Consider the following 20,208-nt stretch of genomic DNA (forward strand, 5'->3'; position numbering starts at 1 on the left):
CAAGAGAACGAAGGAGTTTCGGTGAACGAGCTTTTCCCGGCGCTGCGTACGGCGTCCTCCCGTACCGCACTGCGTTTCCAGGACCGCGCGCTGACCTACGGACAGCTCGCCGCGTCCGCAGGCACGCTCGCGGCGCGGATCGGCGCCGAGCGGCGGGTGGCGGTGTGGGCAACGCCCACGATGGAGACCTCGGTCGCCGTGGTCGCGGCGCTGCTCGCCGGGATCCCGGCCGTACCGGTCAACCCCAAGATCGGCGAGAGCGAGCTGGCGCACATCGTCTCCGACAGCGCGCCCACGCTCGTCCTGGCCGAACCGGACGCCGAACTCCCCGGCCCGCTCGCCGCACTGCCCCGCATCGACGTCGATCCGTACGAGGGGACCGAATCGGGCGCGACAGCCGAGGGAAGCGAACCCGGTACGGCGACCGGAGCGGCAGGCGGCGCGGCGGGCGGGGCGGTCGAGCTGCCCCCGGAGCCGGGTGCCGAGGCTCCCGCCGTCATCGTGTACACCTCCGGCACGACGGGCCGCCCCAAGGGCGTGGTCATCCCCCGGCGTGCCATCGCGTCCACGCTCGACGCACTGGAGGAGGCGTGGCAGTGGACCGCTGACGACGTACTCGTCCACGGCCTGCCGCTGTTCCACGTACACGGCCTGATCCTGGGCATCCTCGGCCCGCTTCGCCGCGGCGGCACCGTGCACCACCTCGGCCGCTTCTCCACCGAGGGCGTGGCCCGCGAACTGGCCGGCGTCGGCACGATGCTGTTCGGCGTGCCGACGATGTACCACCGGCTGGCCGCCGAGGCGGGTGACAACCCGGCGCTCGCCAAGGCGCTGGGCGGTGCGCGGCTGCTGGTCTCCGGCTCGGCCGCGCTGCCGCTGACGGACCACCAGAAGATCACGGCGGCGACCGGCGCACGCGTCGTCGAGCGGTACGGCATGACCGAGACCCTGATGAACACCGCCGTCCGGGCCGACGACACCGCCGCGCCGGGAACGGTCGGCGTGCCGCTGCCGGGCGTGCACGCACGGCTGGTCGAGGAGTCCGGCACGGTCATCGAGGAGAGCGACGGCGAGACGGTCGGCGAGATCCAGGTACGCGGCCCGAACCTCTTCGTGGAGTACCTGAACCGGCCGGACGCGACGGCCGAGGCGTTCGACGGCGGCTGGTTCCGTACGGGTGACATGGCCACCCGGGACGCGGGCGGGCGGTACCGGATCGTCGGCCGCAAGGCCACCGACCTCATCAAGAGCGGCGGCTACAAGATCGGCGCGGGCGAGATCGAGAACTCGCTGCTGGAACACCCCGGCGTCGCCGAAGCCGCGGTCACCGGCGAACCGGACGAGGACCTCGGCGAGCGCATCGTGGCCTGGATCGTCCCCGACACGGACGAGAACGGCGGCGCGGCACCGACGGCCCAGGAGCTCATCGACCACGTCGCCGCCCAGCTCGCGCCCCACAAGCGCCCCCGCATCGTCCACTTCCTCGACGCCCTCCCGCGCAACGACATGGGCAAGATCCTCAAGCGGGGCCTCCATGCGTAACCAGACGAACGGTGCGGGGTCGGAGTCGGGGTCGGTACGTGCGGGCCTGGGGGCTTCGGGTCCCGCCAACGGGCCGCTTCCGGGCGGGGCGCCGGATGCCGAGGGTGCGCCCTCGGCCCGGCTCTCCGCGCGGGAGGTGCTGGCCCGCCTGACGGACGAGGGAACCTTCCGACCCTTCCCCGGCTCGGAGCCCGTCGTACGGGAACCGGGGCCGACCGGCTCGGAACCGGAGCCGAAGCCGGAGCCGACCGACAGGGACAAGTGCCGGGGACCTGCCGACCCGACGGCAAAGCCGTCCGGCATGGCGAAACCGTCGGGCCTGACGAAGCCGTCCGGCCTGGCGAAACCGTCCGGGCTCGGGGCCGGTCCCGCCCTCCCGACGGCGGATCATTCCGCCCCGTCGTCGGCCCCCACCCCGGCTCGGCCGGCCCACGGCCCGCCCGAGCCGGCGCCCCCACCGCAGGAACCGGCGGGCGCGCAGCCCTCCCAGGAAGCCGCATCAGCGCAGCCCCCGTCGCGACAGCCCGCATCGGCGCAGTCCACTTCCGCGGGACCGGCACAGCACGCGTCCTCGGAATCGGCACAGCCCACTTCCTCGGAATCGGAGCACGCCCCGGCAGTCGACGACGGTCCCCTCGGCTGGGACGGTTACGGCGCCGCGCGGGCCCGTGCCACCGAGACGACCGGGGAACGCGAGTCCGTCGTCTGCGGCACCGCCGACTTCGGCGGCACCCCCGCCGTCGTCATCTCCTTCGAGTTCCGCTACCTCGGCGGCTCCCTCGGCCGGCACACCGGCGACCGCCTGGAAGCCGCATACACCCGGGCCCGCGAACTCCGCCTCCCGGTCGTCTCCCTGATCGCCACCGGCGGCAGCCGCATGCAGGAGGGCATGCTCGCCCTCACCCAGCTCCAGCGCATCGCCGGACAGTCCGCGCTCACGCGCGCCGCCGGTCTCCCGCAGCTCGCGGTCCTGCGCGATCCGACGACCGGCGGCGGCTGGGCGACGCTCGGCGCCGGCGCCGACGTCATCCTCGCGCTGCCGGGCGCACAGGTCGGCTTCGCCGGCTCCCGCGTACGTCCCGCCGACGCCGACCCGTCCGCGTACACCGCCGAAGGCCAGCTGGCCACGGGCCACATCGACGCGGTCGTACCGCCCGAGCGACTGCGGGCCACCCTCGCCCGCTGGCTGCGGCTGCTGACCACCTCGGACGAGGAAGCGGCACCGGTACCGACCGCGCAGGGCGCAGGCGACCTGCCGGAATCGGGCTGGAGCGCGGTGCAGCGGACCCGCGCCCCCGCACGCCCGCACGCCGACGCGTACCTGGACACGTACTTCGACTGGCGTGAGGAGATCAGCGGGGACCGCTGCGGAGGCGTGGACGACGGCATGCGCTGCGGGTTCGGCCACCGGGCCGGCCGTACGGTGGCGTACGCGGCACAGTGCGGTACGGCCACCCGCCCGGCCGGCTTCCGCACCGCGGCCCGCCTCGTACGCCTCGCCGACCGGCTCGGCATCCCCGTCCTCACCCTGGTGGACACTCCGGGTGCGGCCAACGACGCGGCGGCCGAACGGTCCGGCGCCGGCGCCGCCATCGCGGACCTCTTCACGGCGATGGCCGAAGCGCGCACTCCGTTGACCTCGCTGCTCATCGGCGAGGGCGGCTCGGGCGGCGCGCTCGCGCTGGCCGCGCCGGGCCGCCTGTGGGCGACCCCGGACAGCTACTTCTCCGTCATCGCCCCGGAGTTGGCCACCGCCATCCTCAAACGCACCCCCTCCGACGTCCCCCGAACCGCCGACCAGCTCCACTTACGGCCTCAGGACCTGATGTCCCTCGGCCTCATCCGCGGCATCGTCCCAGCCAACTGACCCACCCCCGCCCCAACCAGCTACCAGGCCCCTGCTCCCTGCTCCCTGTCACCACCCCGGCACCCTGCCGGCGACGGTGCAAGGGGCAGGGGACCAGGGGGCGGGCCGGGCCCAGGCGAACGGGCGAGAGCTGCTGGCAGACAGCCCCCCCGACGCCCTTCTCACCATCTCCTCCTCGCCCCTCGCCCCCTGTCACCACCTCCCCCTCACACCTCCAGCGCTCGCCCCACCTCGCGCAGGGCCCCGACCGCCGCACGGATCGACGGGCGCCGGTCCGCGTCGGCGCGCCAGATCGCGTACACGTGCCGCCGCATCGGATGCCGTACGGGCACCACGCTCACGCCCTCCGGAACCGGCCCCCTCCCGAGCCGCGGCGCCACCGCCACCCCCAGCCCCCGGGCGATCAGCGCGAGCTGCGTGCCGTGCTCCTCTGCCATGTGCGCGATCCGCGGCTCGATCCCCTTGCTGCGCAGCGTGGACATCAGCCAGTCGTGGCAGAACTCCCCCTGCGGCCACGAGATCCACGCGTCGTCCGCGAAGTCCTCCAGCTCCACCGTCCGCCGCCCCGCCAGCCGGTGGTCCGACGGCATGGCGACGTCCGCCGGGTCGTCCAGCAGCGGGGCCTTGGCCAGCCCCTCCGGCAGCGACAACGGCCGGTTGTACCAGTCCAGTACGACACCCAGGTCGATGTCGCCCCGTACCACCGCCCGCACCGAGTCGCCCGGCTCCATCTCCCACAGTCGCGCCCGCAACTGCGGATGTTCGACGAGCAGCGTGGCAAGGGCGTCCGGGAACAGTCCGCGTGCCGCCGTGGGAAAGGCCCCCATCCGCAGCTCGCCCACCGCCTGCCCACGGTGCGCCTCCAGCTCGGCCTCGGCCAGCTCGACCTGCGAGAGGATGCGCGCCGCGTGACCGGCGAGCAGCCGCCCCGCGTCGGTCAGGCGCACTCCCCGCCCGTTCTTGGCCAGCAGCTGCTGCCCCGTCTCCCGCTCCAGCTTGGCCAGTTGCTGCGAGACGGCGGAGGTGGTGACATGCAGCCCCTCGGCCGCCGCGCGCACCGAACCGTGCCGCGCCACTGCGCTGAGCGTCCGCAGCCTCTCCATGTTCAACATATAAGCAATGCTACGCGGTAGCGCTCACGAAAACTCACTTGTGCTACGCGATAGCCGCACGCGATCGTTGACGCCATGAGCACCGCCCCCTCCTCCTCGTCACCCCACCCTGCTTCCGCACAAGCCCCCGGCCCCCTCTCCACTGCACCCGCCCCCGGCGTCGAGCCCGGCAAAGGCGGAAGCACCCCGGCGCGGACATCTCGCCGCGCTACGCCCCGTTCCGCGCTCGACTGGCGCATCCGGTTCGCCGTACTGGCGCTGATCTGGGGCTTCAGCTTCCTGTTCATCAAGGTCGGAACCCAGGGATACGCTCCGCTCCAGGTCACATTCGGCCGCATGATCTTCGGAACGGCCGTACTCGCCGCCGTACTCGTCGCCAAGCGGGAGCGACTGCCACGAGGCCGGCGCACCTGGGCTCACCTGGCAGTGTCCGCCCTGTTCCTCAACGCGTTGCCCTTCTCGCTCTTCGCGTACTCCGAGCTGACCATCCCCTCCACTCTGGCCGGCATCTGCAACGCCACCTCCCCGCTGTGGGGCATGGCCCTCTCCGTCGTAGCACTGTCCGAGGACCGCCCCACTCGGCGCCGCGTCGCGGGTCTGGGCCTCGGCTTCCTCGGCGTACTGACCGTCCTCGGTGCCTGGCAGGGCTTCTCCGGTACCGACCCTCTGGGCACGCTCATGGCCCTGGGCGCCTCGCTCTGCTACCCGATCGGCTGGATCTACGTCCGCCGCACCCTCGCGGGCTCCAAGAACTCCAGCCTCTCCATGTCCAGCGCCCAGCTGCTGCTCGCCACGCTGCAACTGGCCGTGGTGACACCGCTCTTCACCACGCTCCCCACCTCGTTCCCCGTCGTCCCCCTGTTCTCGATCATCGCTCTCGGCGCCCTCGGCACCGGCTTCGCCTTCCTCCTCCAGTACGGCCTGGTGGCCGAGGTCGGCCCCACCACCGCGCAGATGGTCACGTACTTCATCCCGGTCATCGCCACCGTCGCCGGCGTCGCCGTCCTGGGCGAACACCTCGGCTGGAACACCCCGGTAGGCGCCCTGATCGTCCTGGCCGGCGCCGCCCTCACCCAGAGCCGCCCCCGCCCCTCCCGCTCCTGAACTCCCCGTCCCCCTTCCTGCGTTTCCCCAGCCGGGCCCAGGCCGTCGCGCCCGGGCCCCGCACACCGCCGAGCGGTCAGACGCACCGAGGCGGTTAGACGCACTGAAGCAGCCAGACGCACTGAAGCGGGGTCGGGCGTACCGCAGCGGTCGGGCGTACCGCAGCGGTCAGACGTACCGACGGGCCTCCCCCGGCAGGCAGGCCGTGGCCACGGCCGTGGCGAGCGGTTCGATGTCCTCGTGGGAGAGGCTGGACACCGTGATCCGTATGCCGGGCGGCGAATCCATCCGGAACCGGGCTCCGGGAGCCACCGCCCAGCCGGCGTGCAGCAGCCGTGACACCGCATCCGTCTCGTCCGGGACCGGCACCCACACGTTCATCCCGCTCCGGCCGTGCGCCTCGACACCCCGCTCGGCCAAGGCCCGTATCAGTTCGTCGCGGCGACGCCCATAGGACTCGGCGACCTCGACCGGATCCACGGCCTCCGTCCGCCAGAGGTGGACCACCGTGTCCTGCAGCAGATGGCTCACCCAGCCGGGACCGAGCCGCTGCCGTCCGCCCAGCCGGTCCACCGTGACCGTGTCGCCGGTGACGACCGCCAGCCGCAGGTCGGGGCCGTACGCCTTGGCCGTCGACCGGATCAGCACCCAGTGGTCCGTCACCCCCGCCAGGGGTTGCAGCGGAACGTCGACGATCTGGTGACTGTGGTCGTCCTCGACCAGCAGAACCGTCGGGTACTCGGCCAGCAGCGACCGGAGCTCCTCGGCGCGCGTCGCCCCCACCGCCGCGCCGGTCGGATTCTGCGCCCGGTCCGTGACGATCGCCGCCCGCACGCCGAGCGCCAGCGCACGCTCCAGCTCCGTCGGCAGCGGCCCGTCCTGGTCCACGCCGACCGGAACGGGGCGCAGACCCAACGCGGGGATGAGATCCAGCAGGCTCCCCCACCCCGGGTCCTCGACCGCCACCGCATCGCCGGGGCGGAGGTGCGCGGCGAGGACCCGCTCGATGGCGTCGAGCGAGCCGGAGGTGAGGGCGACCGGGCCGGCCGGCACCCCGTCGGCGTCGAACGCGGCTCGCGCCCGTCCGGCCAACTCCTCATCCACCAACGGAGCGCCGTACAGCGTCGGGCGGACGGCGGCGCGATCGGCCGCGGCGGCGAGCGCCGGACCCAGCGCCGGAAGCAGCTCGGGGTCGGGATTGCCGTCGGACACATTGCGTACGCCCGGTGGAACGTCGACCCGCAGCGCCTCGCGTGGCGTACTGGTCGGGCGCGACCGGACGCGGGTGCCGCGGCGTCCGGCGGTTTCGACCACTCCTCGGTCACGCAGCGTCCGGTACGCGGACGCGACCGTGTTGGGATTCACCTCGAGGTAGACAGCCAACTCCCGCATGGGTGGGAGGACTTCACCTGGTTGGAGCTCGCCCGCACCGATGGCTCGCTCGACGCTGGCGGCAATATCCGATGCGCGCCGCCCTTCGATCCGATACTCTCCTAGCACAAACATGATTATGCACTAGTGCAATGGAGTTGGCAACATGCCCGAGCCCGCATCCACCACAACGGCCGAAGCCGGCGCAGCGTCCCCCGCCACCTACGCTCCGGGCGAGCGCACGGTCCCGACCCGGTCCGCCGACCGTGCCGCGTACGACCACGACACCGTGCACTCGATCCTCGACGCCGGATACGTCTGCCACCTCGGCTTCGTCCGCGACGGCGCTCCGGTCGTGCTCCCCACGCTCTACGGCAGGGTCGGCGACCGCCTCTACCTCCACGGATCCACCGGCTCACGGCCGCTGCGGATGGCCGGCGGAACGGACCCCGGCCTGGCAGTGTGCGTGACCGTCACCCACGTCGACGGCCTGGTCCTCGCCCGCTCCGCCTTCCACCACTCCATCAACTACCGCAGCGTCGTGGTCCACGGCACCGCCCACCAGGTCACCGACCCGGAAGAAAAGACGGCAGCGCTCGACGCGCTGGTGGATCACGTCCTGCCCGGCCGCGCCGCCGACTCCCGCCCCGGCAACACCAAGGAGCTCGCCGCCACGGCCGTCATCCGGCTCGACCTGACGGAGGTATCCGCCAAGATCCGTACCGGCGGACCGAACGACGAGCCCGAAGATCTCTCACTCCCCCACTGGAGCGGGGTCGTCCCGGTGGCTCCGACATACGGCCCGCTCATACCGTCCGACGACCTGGCCCCTGGCACGGCCGTCCCCGCCTACCTCCAGAACCTCTGAGACCGGCCACCCCCATCCACCCCGGGGCGCGCCTTCCGACGACGCGAGGGGCAAGGAGTAAAGGGCCAGGAGCCTTGAGAAGTACCGGGCTACGCCCTTACGTACCGGTCGACCCGGCCGGCATCGCTGTCTCCGCGCGCGTGTCATCACCGGTGCGCGAGGCCACGTCCCGGGGCGGCTTGGGCGTACTGGACTGTGCGATGAACGCGCCGGTGAGTACCACCGCGCCGCCGATGAGCTGCGGCGCGGACAGGTGCTCACCGAGCAGCACCCAGGCCAGTACGGTCGCGATCACCGCCTCTAGGCACGCGACGACACCCGCGACCTGGGGCGACAGCCGTCGGACGGAGATCACGCCGGTGAGGTAGGCGAGCACTGTCGCCAGCAGCACGAGCCAGGCGAGCAGCAGTACGGCCGGTACGGTCGCGCCGTCCATGTCGGCGCTGCCCGCGAGCACCGACCAGTCCATGTTCCAGGGCCGCGCCACCACGGTCAGAAGGAGCGCGCCGAAGAGCAGCCCGTACGCGATCACGCCGAGCGGATGGGCACCGCCCTCTTCGTCACCGCCATGATCGGAAAGGACGAAGTACCCCACCTGACAGCAGGCCGCGCCGAGCGCGAGCGCCAGCCCGAGCACGTCGAAGCTCAGCCCCGCCCACACCTCGACGACGCAGGCCAGACCGCCGACGGCGAGGACGGCCCCAGCCGCGGCGGCGCGGCTGACGGGGCGACGCTGGACGAATCGCACCCAGCCGAGGACGAGCGCGGGGGCGAGGTACTCGATGAGCAGCGCGACGCCCACCGGAATGCGGGACAGCGCGGCGAAGTAGCAGGCCTGGACGCCCGCAACGGCGAGCAGCCCGAAACCCATGAGCAGTGCGGGGCGGCGGAACAGCAGGGCACGGTGGCGCCAGGCGACCGGCAGCATCACGAGGGCCGCACCCGCGCTCCGCAGCCAGGTGACGTGCAGCGGTTCCAGGCCGGCCGCGATCAGCGGTTTCGCGGCCACACCCGACCCCCCGAAGGCCAGTGCCGAGAGGAGAGCGAGACCGAGCCCGAACCCTCTCGACCGGCCACGCCGGCTCACTTCCGTCCCCGAAGTCTCGCGCATCCGGCCATCATGACAGGGGAGGTCAGCAGCTTCACCACCGAGACCCCTGTCACGGCAGGGGCAGGGGCAGGGAGAGAACTCACGGCTTGCTGCTGCAGGCGTGCCGTCACATGTGAGGCCCCAAGGATCTAAAACTCTTCCGCCACCGCTTCCTGCGTCTGCCGGTCGAGCCGCACCGCAAGGAGCACCGTGTCGACGGAGGCGCGGCGCAGCACTTCGACGGCCCGGCACTCGGAGTCGTCGACGAGTGCGGCCAGGAGATCGAGACACCCGGCATGCATGGCGTAGCGGGCGTGCGCACGGTCCAGCGCGCCGTCCATGGCGGCCGCCGCGGCCGGCGACCAGCCCGGAACCCCGCCCTCGGCCACCATCGGCACGGCCCCGGAGTCCTCCACGGTGCCGTGCCACTGCAGGCCGTAACCGATACTGCGCTGCACGAGATAGCCCAGCAGCCGTGCCGTCCGGTCCCCTTCGGGATCGACCACCTCGCGCACGGCGGGGTCGGATTCGAGGAGACCGTGCAGCAGGTGGGCAGTGTCCACCTGCCGGTCGCCATCACGCGTGGCCCGCCTGCGGGCAGCTGAGAGCACCGACGCGAGCTCGACAGTCAGACAAGCGTCGAGATCCTCCGGGGACGGACCCGCTCCGCTGTTGTACGCAGTACGGTTTTGCACGTACCCCACCCCACCAGCCTCTTGCTACCAGAACATCCCCGGGAGGGAGCATTTGCGCATCCCACCATGGTTGGGCACCGGGTAAGGAAATCTCATCCCTACGGAGGATATGCCCGGCACGTGCGCGGGCGCCCAGGGATGCGTACGCACCCTCGTACCCCGCCGGTGCGCGCCGAGCAATACCTGACGGCCCATCAGCCTTGAACCTTGCGCCACCAGCGGCTACCTTCCGCGGCACCACCGGAGTGAAGGCTCGGCCGGACGCACAGTCACCGAGCTCTCGCCAGGATCATCGCCGACGAGGACGACCCACCGGGCCGTCACCAAGGGGTGCCCACATGGCCGACGTCACCGCCCAGGCCCGCATCGCAGCACCAGCGGAAGAGATATGGCGCCACGTGACCGACTTCGACGCCTACGGCCGGTGGAACGCCACCCACACCGGCTTCCCCGAAGGAGGCCCGGCGACGCTGGAGCCCGGAGCCACCTACGCGGAGAACATGAAGCTCATGGGCTTCCCCGCCGAGGTGAGCTGGACCGTACGCGCCGTGGAACCCGCGCGCTTGCTCGACATCGAGGGCAAGGGACCGATGGGCGTCAGCCTCCGCATGCGGTACGCCCTCGCACCGGCCGGCACGGAGGAACTCGCGCCGGCCGGCACGGAGGAAGGGGAGGGATCCGCGGCCGAGGCGACGACCGTCCGGATCGACGGGTCGTTCACCGGCGCTGCTGTGTCATTGATGGCCGGCAAGCTCAAGGACTCGGCGAAGTCGGCACTCGACGAGTCGCTCGACAGGCTCGCGGGGCTCGTCGCCTGACCGGCCGAGCCGCCGAACGGCCGGATGTGCCGGCCAACTGAGCAGACGTGCCGGCTGAGCACCCGAGCCGACCGAGCACACGAGGGCCGCGGTCGGACATCGTCACGACCACGGCCCTCGCTTCCACCACGGTCCGACCGGCTCACTCATCCTCGGCGAGGATCAGGTAGAGATCCTTCCGTGCCCGGTTGACCACGGCGATCGCCTTCTCGCGCTGCTCCGGCGTACCGGTCGCCCACACCTGCCGAAAGGCTTCGACGAGGCCGCCGCCGGCCTTGCGGATCTCGCTCATCGCCTCCCAGTCGACGCCACGACCGGCGTCCTCCCAGGGGGCGTCCGAGCCGTTCTCCGCTTCCGTACAACCCTCGTCGGTGAGCTCGAACAGCTTCTTGCCGCCCTCGCTCCGGCTGGCGATCAGGCCCTCGTCCTCCAGCAGTTGCAGAGTCGGGTAGACCGAGCCGGGGCTCGGCTTCCACGCGCCGCCGCTGCGCTCGGCGATCTCCTGGATCATCTCGTAACCGTGCATGGGGCGGTCCTTGAGCAGCGCCAGGATCGAAGCGCGTACATCACCGCGCCGCGCACGGCCCCGCGGACCTCCTCGGCCTCGGCCACCGCCGAACGGAGGCCCGCCGAAGGGCGGCCCGAACGGCCCGAAGGCGGCGCGCCGCCCCTCGTACTCACCCCGGCCGCCACCTCGACGTCCGGAGTGCCAGTGTTCATGTCCATGTGCTCGCATCGTCGCGTCACTCCTATCGTTGATCTGTCGCGATGCTTCAACGATATATCGGAAGCGCTCGGTCGGCAAGCGTCGACACTGAGGAGATGGGGAGTGGCCTCACAGGAGGCGGCCACCTCGCCGCGACAAGTAGGCGATGACGGACCACAATCAATCCAATGCCTCATCATTCAGTCCAATTTTCTTCGATTGGCACTCGTGGCTCACGGTCCGAGGTACTTACGCTCACGTCATGCAGATCCACATCGTCAACGCCTTCACCGACCATCCCTTCGGCGGCAACCCGGCGGGAGTCGTCCCGCTGGACGGCTCGTCGTATCCCGAGCAGTCCTGGCTGCAGCAGGTCGCGGCCCAGGTGAATCTCTCGGAGACCGCATTCGCGTTGCCGCTCCCGGACAGCGACGAGGCGGACTGGGCGCTGCGCTGGCTCACGCCTGCCACCGAGGTCGACATGTGCGGCCATGCCACGCTCGCCACCGCGCACGTCCTGTACTCCGCCGGCATCGCCACCGGCACGGTGCGTTTCGCCACCCGCAGCGGCGTACTCACCACCACCGCGTCCGATGACGGCTCCATCGGGATGGACTTCCCGACCGCGCCGCTCACCGCCGTACCGGTACCGGAGGGGCTGGCCGCGGCACTCGGCACCGAGCCGGTCTCCACGTACGAGACGGGCCCGCAGGTGGGAGACCTGCTGGTGGAGGTGGCGGACGAGCGGACCGTACGCGAGCTGTCACCCGATCTCGCGGCGCTGGTCCGGTTCGGGGACCGGGGCGTGATCGCCACCGCGCGCGCCGAGAACCCGGACGGCGACTACGACTTCGCCACGCGCTGCTTCTTCCCCGGCGTCGGCATCGCCGAGGACCCGGTAACGGGGAGCGCGCACACGGCGCTCGCGCCGTTCTGGTCGGCGCGGCTGGGGCGCGACGAGCTGACCGGCCTCCAGGGCTCCACCCGTACCGGCCTCGTGCGCACAGCGCTGCGCGGCGACCGCACGCTACTGACCGGCAGCGCGGTGACCGTCATCAAGGGCGAACTGACGGAAGCGGCGCTACCTGGGCGGTGAGGCGGGGGGCGAGGTGAGGCGGGGGCGGAGGGGTGAGGCTCGGGGTCGGAGGTGAGGCCCGGGGCGGGAGGTGAGGCCCAGGGCGAGAGAGGCCCCCTCGCTCTCCGCCCGCCGGACGCCGCCGCCGCCCGCCTCACCGCCCAGGTCGCCGGACGCCGCCGCCGCCCGCCTCACCGCCCAGGTCGCCGGACGCCACCGCCGCCCGCGAGACGCCGCACGGCCGCGACCATCCGCCCCCGCTTCCCCCCCCGGGGGCCTCCCCCTCCCCCCACCCCGCTCCCCTCACCCCGTTGGCAGCCACCCCACCCTCCCTGCCAGGAGGGCGTAGCCGGTGAATGCGACTAGGTCGATGGTGGCATGGGCGATGATGAGGGGGGCGAGTCGTCCACAGCGGCGGTAGATAAGTACGAAGAGTGCGCCCATCACGACGTTGCCGACGAAGCCGCCGATGCCTTGGTACAGGTGGTACGAGCCGCGCAGGAGCGAGCTGGCGAGGAGCGCGGCCGTCGGTGACCATCCCAACTGGCCGAGGCGGCGGAGCAGGTAGCCGAGGACGATCACCTCTTCCACGACCGAGTTCTGCACGGCGGAGGCGATCAGTACCGGGAATTTCCACCAGACGTCGGGCAGTGATTCGGGGACGACGGTGAGGTTGGCGCCGGCCGCCCGGGCGCCCAGGTAGAGCAGCAGCCCGCTGCCCCCGATGGCGGCGGCCACCACGACTCCCCATCCGAGGTCGAACCCGGGTCGCCGGCGGTCGAGGCCGAGGGCGCGCAGTCCGCCCGCGCGTTCCCTGAGGAGCAGGTGGGCGACGAGCACTACGGGGACCAGCGCGGTGGCGATCCCGAAGAGCTGCCAGGCGAGATCGAGCCAGGGGCGGCCGGGCGCGTGGGAACTGTTGAGGTTCGCCGCCTGGTCCTTGAGGCCGCCGGGTTTGGTGAGTGCTCCCACGAAGCTGATGAGGGCGGAGACCGCGCTGGCCCCGAGGGAGAGCGCGAGGACGATGAGTGTCTCGCTCCTCAGCGTCCTGCGGGAGAGGCCGCCGGACGGGCCCTCGCCGGGGAGAGAGTCAGCAACGGGGTGCACTTCGGACTGCACGCCTGCCTCCAGTTCCGCGATAGCGCCGGTACGCCTCCACTGCCCGCCAGGGTCTCGAATGCGGGTACGGAGGTCGCACTCGACAGGCCGGGGCGAGCGCATCCACGTGGCACGCACCGCAGTGGAGGTCACAGCTTGCCCGAAGGCCCCGAAGTCGTCGCACGCGGGGGCGTCGCACGGGGCGTTGCATGTGCTGGGGGGGGCGGGCAGTGCCCGGGGCCGCAGACGCACCCAGCGACGCCCCCGCCTCCGCCCCCCCACCCACCCCCTTACTACACAACCCCCTCCAGCTCCCACTCATGCACCGGCCGTCCCTCATGCATCAGTTCGCTGTAGCGGCGGGTCATGGCGGCGAGGGCTTCCTGGCGGTCGAGGCCGCTCTGGAGGGCGCGGTGGTAGGCGGCGGCCTGCCAGGATGCGCCGTTGACGCGGCGGCGGCAGCGGGCCTCGATGACGCCGAGGTAGTGGTCGCGGTCGGCGGGGGCCACGCCCCAGCCGTCGAGCCCGGCGGCGGCCATGGGCAGCAGTTCCTGGAGGACGAGGCGTACGGCGGGGATCTGGGCGATGCCTCCGGAGCGGCCGGGACGGGGCCATTGGAGGGCGGCGTCGATGCCGTAGCGGCAGGCGGTCTCGAAGTTCTCGGCGGCGGCGGCGAACGGCAGCCGGGTCCATACGGGCCTCGGGTCGTCGGCGAGGGCCCGTACGAGGCCGTAGTAGAAGGCGACGTTGGCGATCACGTCGGTGACGGTGGGGCCGGCGGGCAGCACGCGGTTCTCGACGCGGAGGTGCGGGACGCCTTCCGTGACGGCGTAGACGGGGCGGTTCCAGCGGTAGACCGTGCCGTTCTGGAGGACGAGCTCGGAGAGTTCCGGTACGCCGCCCTTCTCCAGTACGGCGAGGGGGTCCTCTTCGCCGCACATGGGGAGCAGTGGGGGGAAGTAGCGGACGTTCTCCTCGAAGAGGTCGTGGGCCGATTCGATCCACCGTTCGCCGAACCAGGTGCGGGGGCGGACGCCCTGGGCCTGGAGTTCGGGCGGGCGGGTGTCGGTGGACTGCTGGAAGACCGGTGGCCGGGATTCGCGCCACAGTTCGCGGCCGAAGAGGAAGGGGGAGTTGGCGCCGATGGCGATCTGTACGGCGGTGAGGGCCTGGGCGGCGTTCCATACGGCGGCGAAGCGGCCGGGGGTGACCTGGAGGTGCAGTTGTACGGAGGTGCAGGCGGCTTCGGGGGCGATGGAGGGTGAGGTGGCGGTGAGCCGCTCCACTCCTTCGATGTCGATCTCGAAGTCCTCGCCGCGGGCGGCCCGCATCTCGTCGTTGAGCAGTGTGTAGCGGTCGGCCTCGGAGAGGTTGGAGGAGACCAGGTCCTCCGCGGTGAGGGTGGGCAGAATGCCGATCATCACGATGCGCGCTGCGACTTCGCGGGCCTTGCGGTCGGCGTAGGCGAGGCCGGTACGCAGTTCTTCGGCGAGCTGGTCCAGCACTCGTCCGGAGAGGCGGTGCGGCAGGATATTGACTTCCAGGTTGAACTGGGCGAGCTCAGTCTGGAAATCCCGGCTGGCGATGCGTTCCAGCACCTCGGAGTTCATCATCCTGGGCATGCCGTCGGCGCTGGCAAGATTCAATTCTATCTCCAGGCCCATGAGGTTCTTGGGGCGGTCGAACCGCTTCTCGGCCAGTAGCCTCTCCAATGCCTCCAGGCACTCGTTGAGCCTTCTTCGATAACGCTGCCGGTCGCCGGGATCAATTCCGCCGGCGCTGACCTTCTCCCCCATCGGAGCGTCCCTCCTGACGTGGCGGGCCCGCGGGGCGCGGGTCCGTGCGGTCGATGATGCCCGGCAATCGGTTCGATAACGCCTCGGGGGGCCGGGTGCCCCCGATAGGCTTGGGAGGTCGGACCGAATGGCACATTCCGAGGGCATACGGCGGGGGCTCGCGCCCGGCGCATTGGCCCTGTTCCAAAGCACGATGACATCCGGCCGACCGCGTCGTCGGAGTAATCCGAGGTCCGTGCACCAACAGGGTGCATAATTGCATCGAAAACACCGCGGAGAACGGGCCGTAATAAGACTTGCCAAAAATCTCCGTCAGCGGTAGCCGAAACAAGCACTGAACACCTGTCGTATAAACTTCGTGGGCGAGGCAGAGAGTTGGCGCCCAGCTAGCGGGGCATTTCCGAGGCTGAGGCACAGCGGCTGACACCCCCGCCGGGCCATGGCCCCGGTCGGCCACGCTCTGCTCCCGCCTGCTGACAGCGTCGTCCGCACGTGCCCAGCACCACCGTGTCTCCCAAGTGAGAGGCGACCCACCATGCCGCTGCATGTACCCCCTGCCCCTGCTCCCGCCCTGCGCAGCGTCCTCACCGCCCTCGGTTCTCCTACTGCCGTACGTGAGGCCCCGACTCCCGCCCTCCGTGTTCATCAGGGCCCGCTGCGCCCCGAACGTCCCCTGCCCGTCCATGTACTCGACGACGTCTCGCGTCGCGGCACCCCGCGTACCCGCCTGACCGGCTGGCGATTCCTCATCCGTGGCGGCGAACGCGCGCTGGCCACGGCGGATGCCATGCTCACGCCGGACGGCTGGGCGTTCTCGCACTTCGGTGAGGGACCGTACGTGTCCGCGATCGAACGGGCCCTGCACCAGGCCGAATCCGTGCCGGCCGCGTATCAGCCACGGCTGCTCTCCGTGCCGGAGCTGTACATGCTCACGCTGTGGCTGCACGAGGACGTCTCGGCGGACGGTGCCGAAGGCTGCCCGGTACCGGGGGACCTGCTGGTCCCACTGGCCCCGGCGCCGCCCGGCATCGCCGCCCACCGGCCGCACCGTGTCGCCGATCTCCTGTCCCGTCTCACGCTCCGCCTCACCCCGGCGCCCCTCCTCGGCTCGCCGGCGTAGGGACTCGGTACGCGGCGTCCCTCGAAACGCCGCCTGCCGGGCAGGTGCTGCATTGCCGGAGTGCGCCCCGCGGTTCTCCTCACCGCGGGGCGCACTGCTGTCCGCGGGTGTCCCGGGTGGTTCGGCGGGGCATCACTACGGGTAGCCATGCGCGGGCGCATGTCCGTCCGGAACTTCCCCGAACGCGCCGTTCCGCCACAGGACTAGCCCGGAATGACCAGACGGAACCACCCATAGGTGCTGTCTTGGCGACGGCAACCGCCCGCACGGGTGATGCGTCCTTACCGAGTAAGTACGGCTGCTGCGAAATCCCTGCGGAATCAGTTCTGTAGGGCAACACTGGGAGCGAACTACCGAACGGGGGGCGGCCATGAACACCTCATCGCGCCGCAGGAAGACGTCCACCACCACACCGCAGCGAAAGACAGCATCCATGTGCCAGCACCAGCCACCGTGTCCGTCAGCAGAGTCCGCCGACCGGGAAGCCGCGCATCTCGTGGCGCACCACCCGGAACAGGGCTGGAGCCTGTTGTGCAACGGCGTACTTCTCTTCGAGGACACCGGTGAGCTCCTGCCGGACGGGCAGGTCATCGACCCGCACCGGCCGATGGGCACCGGGCAGGTCGTCACCGCGGCCTGACGCGGTGAGCGGGAACAGGAACGAGCAGGGCCCCCGGCGGATAGCGCCGAGGGCCCTTTTGTGTGCGGGCGCCCGCGTGGTGCGTACCGTACGGACGGTGGTGCATGCCGTACGGGCGCCGGACGGCCGTCAGCCGGCGTAGTCCTCCAGCGGCGGGCAGGAGCACACGAGGTTGCGGTCGCCGAAGGCGCCGTCGATGCGGCGCACCGGCGGCCAGTACTTGGCGGTGGCGTCGACGCCGGCCGGGTGGACGGCTTCCTCACGGGTGTAGGCGTGCTGCCACTCGCCGGTGAGGGCGGCCGCGGTGTGCGGGGCGTTGCGCAGCGGGTTGTCGTCCTTGTCCCACTCCCCCGTGCCGACCTTCTCGATCTCCGCGCGGATGGCGATCATCGCGTCGCAGAAGCGGTCCAGTTCGGTGAGGTCCTCGCTCTCGGTCGGCTCGATCATGAACGTACCGGCCACGGGGAAGGACATCGTCGGCGCGTGGAAGCCGTAGTCGATCAGGCGCTTGGCGACGTCGTCGATGCTGACGCCGGTGGCCTTGGTCAGCGGCCGTACGTCGATGATGCACTCGTGCGCCACGAGACCGCCGGGGCCGGTGTAGAGCACCGGGTAGTGCGGCTCCAGGCGCTTGGCGATGTAGTTGGCGGAGAGCACCGCGACCTGGGTGGCGCGCTTGAGGCCCTCGCCGCCCATGAGGCGGACGTACGCCCAGGAGATCGGCAGGATGCCGGCCGAGCCCCAGGGGGCTGCGGAGATCGGGCCGACGCCGGTCTCGGGGCCCGCGGTGGGCTGCAGCGGGTGGTTGGGCAGGTACGGCGCGAGGTGCGCGCGCACGCCGACCGGGCCGACGCCGGGACCGCCGCCGCCGTGCGGGATGCAGAAGGTCTTGTGCAGGTTCAGGTGCGAGACGTCGCCGCCGAACTTGCCCGGCTCGGCGACGCCGACCAGCGCGTTCAGGTTGGCGCCGTCCACGTAGACCTGGCCGCCCGCGTCGTGCACGGCGGCGCAGATCTGGGTGATGTGCTCCTCGAACACGCCGTGCGTGGACGGGTAGGTGACCATCAGGACGGCCAGCTCGTCGCGGTACTGCTCGATCTTGGCGTGCAGGTCGTCGGTGTCGACCTCGCCGTCGTCGCCGGTCTTGACGACGACGACCTTCATGCCGGCCATCACGGCACTGGCGGCGTTGGTGCCGTGCGCGGAGGACGGGATGAGGCAGACGGTGCGCTGCTCGTCGCCGTTGGCGCGGTGGTACGCGCGGACGGCGAGCAGGCCGGCGAGCTCACCCTGGGAGCCGGCGTTGGGCTGGAGGGAGACCTTGTCGTAGCCGGTGACGACGGCGAGGCGCTCCTCCAGTTCCTGGATGAGGGTGAGGTAGCCCTGGGCCTGGCCGACCGGCGCGAAGGGGTGCAGCTGGCCGAACTGCGGCCAGGTCACCGGCTCCATCTCGGTGGTGGCGTTCAGCTTCATCGTGCAGGAGCCGAGCGGGATCATGCCGCGGTCCAGCGCGTAGTCGCGGTCGGCGAGGGTGCGCAGGTAGCGCAGCATCGCGGTCTCGGAACGGTACTGGTGGAAGACCGGGTGGCCGAGGTAGTCGTCGGTGCGCAGCAGCGACTCGGGCAGCGCGTCGGCGGCGGCCGCGTCGAGCTGCTCGATGTCGCCCTGGACGCCGAAGGCGCCGAGGACGGCGGTGAGCTGGGCGCGTCCGGTGGTCTCGTCGCAGGCGATGCCGACCAGGTCGGCGTCGACGTGGCGGAGGTTGACACCGGCCTCGCGGGCGGCGGCGACGATCTCGGCGGCGCGGCCGGGGACCCGTGCGGTGAGGGTGTCGAAGTACGTACCGTGCACCACCTCGACGCCGCCGGCGCGCAGGCCCTCGGCGAGGACGGCGGCGTAGCGGTGGGTACGGCGGGCGATGGCGGCCAGGCCCTCGGGGCCGTGGTAGACGGCGTACATGCCGGCCATCACGGCGAGGAGGACCTGCGCGGTGCAGATGTTGCTGGTGGCCTTCTCGCGGCGGATGTGCTGCTCGCGGGTCTGGAGAGCCAGGCGGTAGGCCTTGTTGCCGTCGGCGTCGACGGAGACGCCGACGAGGCGGCCGGGGAGGCTGCGGGCGAACTTCTCGCGGACGGCCATGTAGCCGGCGTGCGGGCCACCGAAGCCCATCGGGACGCCGAAGCGCTGGGTCGTGCCGACGGCGATGTCGGCGCCCAGCTCGCCGGGCGAGGTGAGCAGCGCCAGGGCCAGAAGGTCGGCCGCGACAGTCACGATCGCGCCAAGTTCGTGAGCTTGTTCGATGAGGGCGCGGGGGTCGCGGACCGCGCCGGACGCGCCGGGGTACTGGAGCAGCACGCCGAAGACGCCGCGCTCGGCGATCTCGGCGGGGATGCCGTCGCTCAGGTCGGCGACGACGACCTCGACGCCGGTGGGCTCTGCGCGGGTCTCTATGACGGCGATGGTCTGCGGCAGACAGTCGGCGTCGACGAGGAAGACGCCCTTCTTGACCTTGCCGACGCGACGCGAGAGGGCCATCGCCTCGGCCGCCGCGGTGCCCTCGTCCAGCAGGGAGGCGCCGGAGGTGGGCAGGCCGGTGAGGTCGGCGACCATGGTCTGGAAGTTGAGCAGCGCCTCCAGGCGGCCCTGCGAGATCTCCGGCTGGTACGGGGTGTACGCGGTGTACCAGGCGGGGTTCTCCATGACGTTGCGCAGGATGACCGGCGGCGTGAAGGTGCCGTAGTAGCCCAGGCCGATCATGGGGGCGAGCACGTGGTTGCGGTCCGCGAGGGCCCGCAGCTCGTCCAGGACGTCCGCTTCGGTACGCCCCTGGGGCAGGTCCAGCGCCTCCGCGCTCTTGATCACGTCGGGGACGGCGGCCGCGGTGAGTTCGTCCAGCGAGCCGAAGCCGATGTGGGCGAGCATCTTGGCCTGGGACTCCTGGTCCGGGCCGATGTGACGCTGCTCGAAGGGGGTGCCGCGTTCCAGCTCGGTCAGCGAGATGCGGTTGGTGGTCATCTGCGGGGGCCTCCTGGTCTCTGGGACCTACGAGGGGCACCACGGCGCGGGTGCCCGGACGGCCTCCCCCTCTGTCATCTCAACCTGAGAGCTTCACCGGAACGTACGCAACATCCGGTTTTCACCGTCGGTGAGGAGGGGCTCCGGCACTGCGCTGGTCCGTGGCCCACCCTGCTTTCCAGAGTGATCTCGTCCGCGCGGTACGGGTGCCTGAGAGATTCCGGGGAGGAGTTGCTCCTTCGGCGCCTCCGGCCCGGGGGACGGAGGGCTCTCCCGCACGGGGTCATCGAT

At 71.5% G+C, this 20,208-nt stretch carries 16 protein-coding genes and 1 riboswitch; of the genes, 8 read left to right on the forward strand and 8 right to left on the reverse strand.

The features are described 5' to 3' along the window. Window positions 1-21: 21 nt before the first annotated feature. Window positions 22-1,542, forward strand: a complete 1,521-nt coding sequence (locus ACZ6WH_RS35280) for an acyl-CoA synthetase (protein WP_469733759.1) — start codon at window positions 22-24, stop codon at window positions 1,540-1,542. A 301-nt stretch (window positions 1,543-1,843) separates the two neighbouring features. Next, window positions 1,844-3,409: a carboxyl transferase domain-containing protein gene (locus ACZ6WH_RS35285; RefSeq protein WP_469733761.1), complete on the forward strand. Its 1,566-nt coding sequence runs from the start codon at window positions 1,844-1,846 to the stop codon at window positions 3,407-3,409. Between the two features lie 206 nt (window positions 3,410-3,615). Here the strand turns inward: ACZ6WH_RS35285 and ACZ6WH_RS35290 are convergent, their stop codons facing one another. Further along, a complete protein-coding gene (locus tag ACZ6WH_RS35290; protein WP_469733763.1) occupies window positions 3,616-4,521 on the reverse strand; it encodes a LysR family transcriptional regulator in 906 nt (301 codons plus the stop codon). Between the two features lie 75 nt (window positions 4,522-4,596). Here ACZ6WH_RS35290 and ACZ6WH_RS35295 point away from each other — a divergent pair, with 75 nt between their 5' ends. Next, window positions 4,597-5,625: a DMT family transporter gene (locus tag ACZ6WH_RS35295; RefSeq protein WP_469733765.1), complete on the forward strand. Its 1,029-nt coding sequence runs from the start codon at window positions 4,597-4,599 to the stop codon at window positions 5,623-5,625. Between the two features lie 168 nt (window positions 5,626-5,793). Here the strand turns inward: ACZ6WH_RS35295 and ACZ6WH_RS35300 are convergent, their stop codons facing one another. After that, complete coding sequence (locus ACZ6WH_RS35300) at window positions 5,794-7,125, reverse strand: aminotransferase class I/II-fold pyridoxal phosphate-dependent enzyme (protein WP_469733767.1); 1,332 nt, start codon at window positions 7,123-7,125, stop codon at window positions 5,794-5,796. A gap of 37 nt (window positions 7,126-7,162) precedes the next feature. Here ACZ6WH_RS35300 and ACZ6WH_RS35305 point away from each other — a divergent pair, with 37 nt between their 5' ends. Next, window positions 7,163-7,864, forward strand: coding sequence for a pyridoxamine 5'-phosphate oxidase family protein (locus ACZ6WH_RS35305; RefSeq protein ID WP_469733769.1), 702 nt, complete (start codon window positions 7,163-7,165; stop codon window positions 7,862-7,864). 97 nt (window positions 7,865-7,961) lie between these two features. On the opposite strand, the gene ACZ6WH_RS35310 is transcribed toward ACZ6WH_RS35305, so the two are convergent. Both ACZ6WH_RS35310 and ACZ6WH_RS35315 read right to left on the reverse strand, forming a co-directional pair. Further along, entirely contained in the window at window positions 7,962-8,975 is a 1,014-nt protein-coding gene (locus tag ACZ6WH_RS35310; RefSeq protein WP_469733771.1) for an EamA family transporter, read from the reverse strand. A 128-nt stretch (window positions 8,976-9,103) separates the two neighbouring features. Then, window positions 9,104-9,649: a peptidase gene (locus tag ACZ6WH_RS35315; RefSeq protein WP_469733788.1), complete on the reverse strand. Its 546-nt coding sequence runs from the start codon at window positions 9,647-9,649 to the stop codon at window positions 9,104-9,106. Window positions 9,650-9,987: 338 nt separating this feature from the next. On the opposite strand from ACZ6WH_RS35315, the gene ACZ6WH_RS35320 reads away from it, so the two are divergent. Continuing rightward, window positions 9,988-10,467, forward strand: coding sequence for a type II toxin-antitoxin system Rv0910 family toxin (locus ACZ6WH_RS35320; protein WP_469733773.1), 480 nt, complete (start codon window positions 9,988-9,990; stop codon window positions 10,465-10,467). Window positions 10,468-10,609: 142 nt separating this feature from the next. Here the strand turns inward: ACZ6WH_RS35320 and ACZ6WH_RS35325 are convergent, their stop codons facing one another. Further along, window positions 10,610-11,203: a PadR family transcriptional regulator gene (locus ACZ6WH_RS35325; RefSeq protein ID WP_469733775.1), complete on the reverse strand. Its 594-nt coding sequence runs from the start codon at window positions 11,201-11,203 to the stop codon at window positions 10,610-10,612. A gap of 232 nt (window positions 11,204-11,435) precedes the next feature. Here ACZ6WH_RS35325 and ACZ6WH_RS35330 point away from each other — a divergent pair, with 232 nt between their 5' ends. Further along, window positions 11,436-12,269 (forward strand): PhzF family phenazine biosynthesis protein, encoded by an 834-nt coding sequence (locus ACZ6WH_RS35330; RefSeq protein WP_469733777.1) that lies wholly within the window; start codon window positions 11,436-11,438, stop codon window positions 12,267-12,269. Window positions 12,270-12,551: 282 nt separating this feature from the next. Here the strand turns inward: ACZ6WH_RS35330 and ACZ6WH_RS35335 are convergent, their stop codons facing one another. Together ACZ6WH_RS35335 and ACZ6WH_RS35340 are read right to left on the reverse strand one after the other, a co-directional pair. Next, the gene (locus ACZ6WH_RS35335) at window positions 12,552-13,355 is read right to left on the reverse strand and encodes a CPBP family intramembrane glutamic endopeptidase (protein ID WP_469733789.1); all 804 of its coding nucleotides are present in this window, start codon (window positions 13,353-13,355) and stop codon (window positions 12,552-12,554) included. 284 nt (window positions 13,356-13,639) lie between these two features. Next, a complete protein-coding gene (locus tag ACZ6WH_RS35340) occupies window positions 13,640-15,142 on the reverse strand; it encodes a glutamate-cysteine ligase family protein (RefSeq protein WP_361566183.1) in 1,503 nt (500 codons plus the stop codon). Window positions 15,143-15,677: 535 nt separating this feature from the next. On the opposite strand from ACZ6WH_RS35340, the gene ACZ6WH_RS35345 reads away from it, so the two are divergent. Both ACZ6WH_RS35345 and ACZ6WH_RS35350 read left to right on the forward strand, forming a co-directional pair. Next, window positions 15,678-16,262 (forward strand): hypothetical protein, encoded by a 585-nt coding sequence (locus ACZ6WH_RS35345; protein ID WP_469733779.1) that lies wholly within the window; start codon window positions 15,678-15,680, stop codon window positions 16,260-16,262. Between the two features lie 433 nt (window positions 16,263-16,695). After that, entirely contained in the window at window positions 16,696-16,902 is a 207-nt protein-coding gene (locus ACZ6WH_RS35350; protein WP_030263889.1) for a DUF5999 family protein, read from the forward strand. A gap of 129 nt (window positions 16,903-17,031) precedes the next feature. Here the strand turns inward: ACZ6WH_RS35350 and gcvP are convergent, their stop codons facing one another. After that, window positions 17,032-19,917, reverse strand: a complete 2,886-nt coding sequence (gene gcvP, locus ACZ6WH_RS35355) for an aminomethyl-transferring glycine dehydrogenase (protein WP_469733781.1) — start codon at window positions 19,915-19,917, stop codon at window positions 17,032-17,034. A 188-nt stretch (window positions 19,918-20,105) separates the two neighbouring features. Beyond that, window positions 20,106-20,203, reverse strand: a riboswitch (glycine riboswitch). Window positions 20,204-20,208: the final 5 nt, after the last annotated feature.

This window comes from Streptomyces sp. NPDC050806 (assembly GCF_055586425.1).

Excerpts from the sequence above, each read along its gene's own strand:
- ACZ6WH_RS35285 (WP_469733761.1), top strand. The coding sequence starts at position 1,844 with ATGGCGAAACCGTCGGGCCTGACGAAGCCGTCCGGCCTGGCGAAACCG.
- ACZ6WH_RS35290 (WP_469733763.1), bottom strand. The coding sequence starts at position 4,521 with ATGTTGAACATGGAGAGGCTGCGGACGCTCAGCGCAGTGGCGCGGCAC.
- ACZ6WH_RS35295 (WP_469733765.1), top strand. The coding sequence starts at position 4,597 with ATGAGCACCGCCCCCTCCTCCTCGTCACCCCACCCTGCTTCCGCACAA.
- ACZ6WH_RS35305 (WP_469733769.1), top strand. The coding sequence starts at position 7,163 with ATGCCCGAGCCCGCATCCACCACAACGGCCGAAGCCGGCGCAGCGTCC.
- ACZ6WH_RS35310 (WP_469733771.1), bottom strand. The coding sequence starts at position 8,975 with ATGCGCGAGACTTCGGGGACGGAAGTGAGCCGGCGTGGCCGGTCGAGA.
- ACZ6WH_RS35320 (WP_469733773.1), top strand. The coding sequence starts at position 9,988 with ATGGCCGACGTCACCGCCCAGGCCCGCATCGCAGCACCAGCGGAAGAG.
- ACZ6WH_RS35325 (WP_469733775.1), bottom strand. The coding sequence starts at position 11,203 with ATGCGAGCACATGGACATGAACACTGGCACTCCGGACGTCGAGGTGGC.
- ACZ6WH_RS35330 (WP_469733777.1), top strand. The coding sequence starts at position 11,436 with ATGCAGATCCACATCGTCAACGCCTTCACCGACCATCCCTTCGGCGGC.
- ACZ6WH_RS35340 (WP_361566183.1), bottom strand. The coding sequence starts at position 15,142 with ATGGGGGAGAAGGTCAGCGCCGGCGGAATTGATCCCGGCGACCGGCAG.
- ACZ6WH_RS35345 (WP_469733779.1), top strand. The coding sequence starts at position 15,678 with ATGCCGCTGCATGTACCCCCTGCCCCTGCTCCCGCCCTGCGCAGCGTC.
- ACZ6WH_RS35350 (WP_030263889.1), top strand. The coding sequence starts at position 16,696 with ATGTGCCAGCACCAGCCACCGTGTCCGTCAGCAGAGTCCGCCGACCGG.
- gcvP (WP_469733781.1), bottom strand. The coding sequence starts at position 19,917 with ATGACCACCAACCGCATCTCGCTGACCGAGCTGGAACGCGGCACCCCC.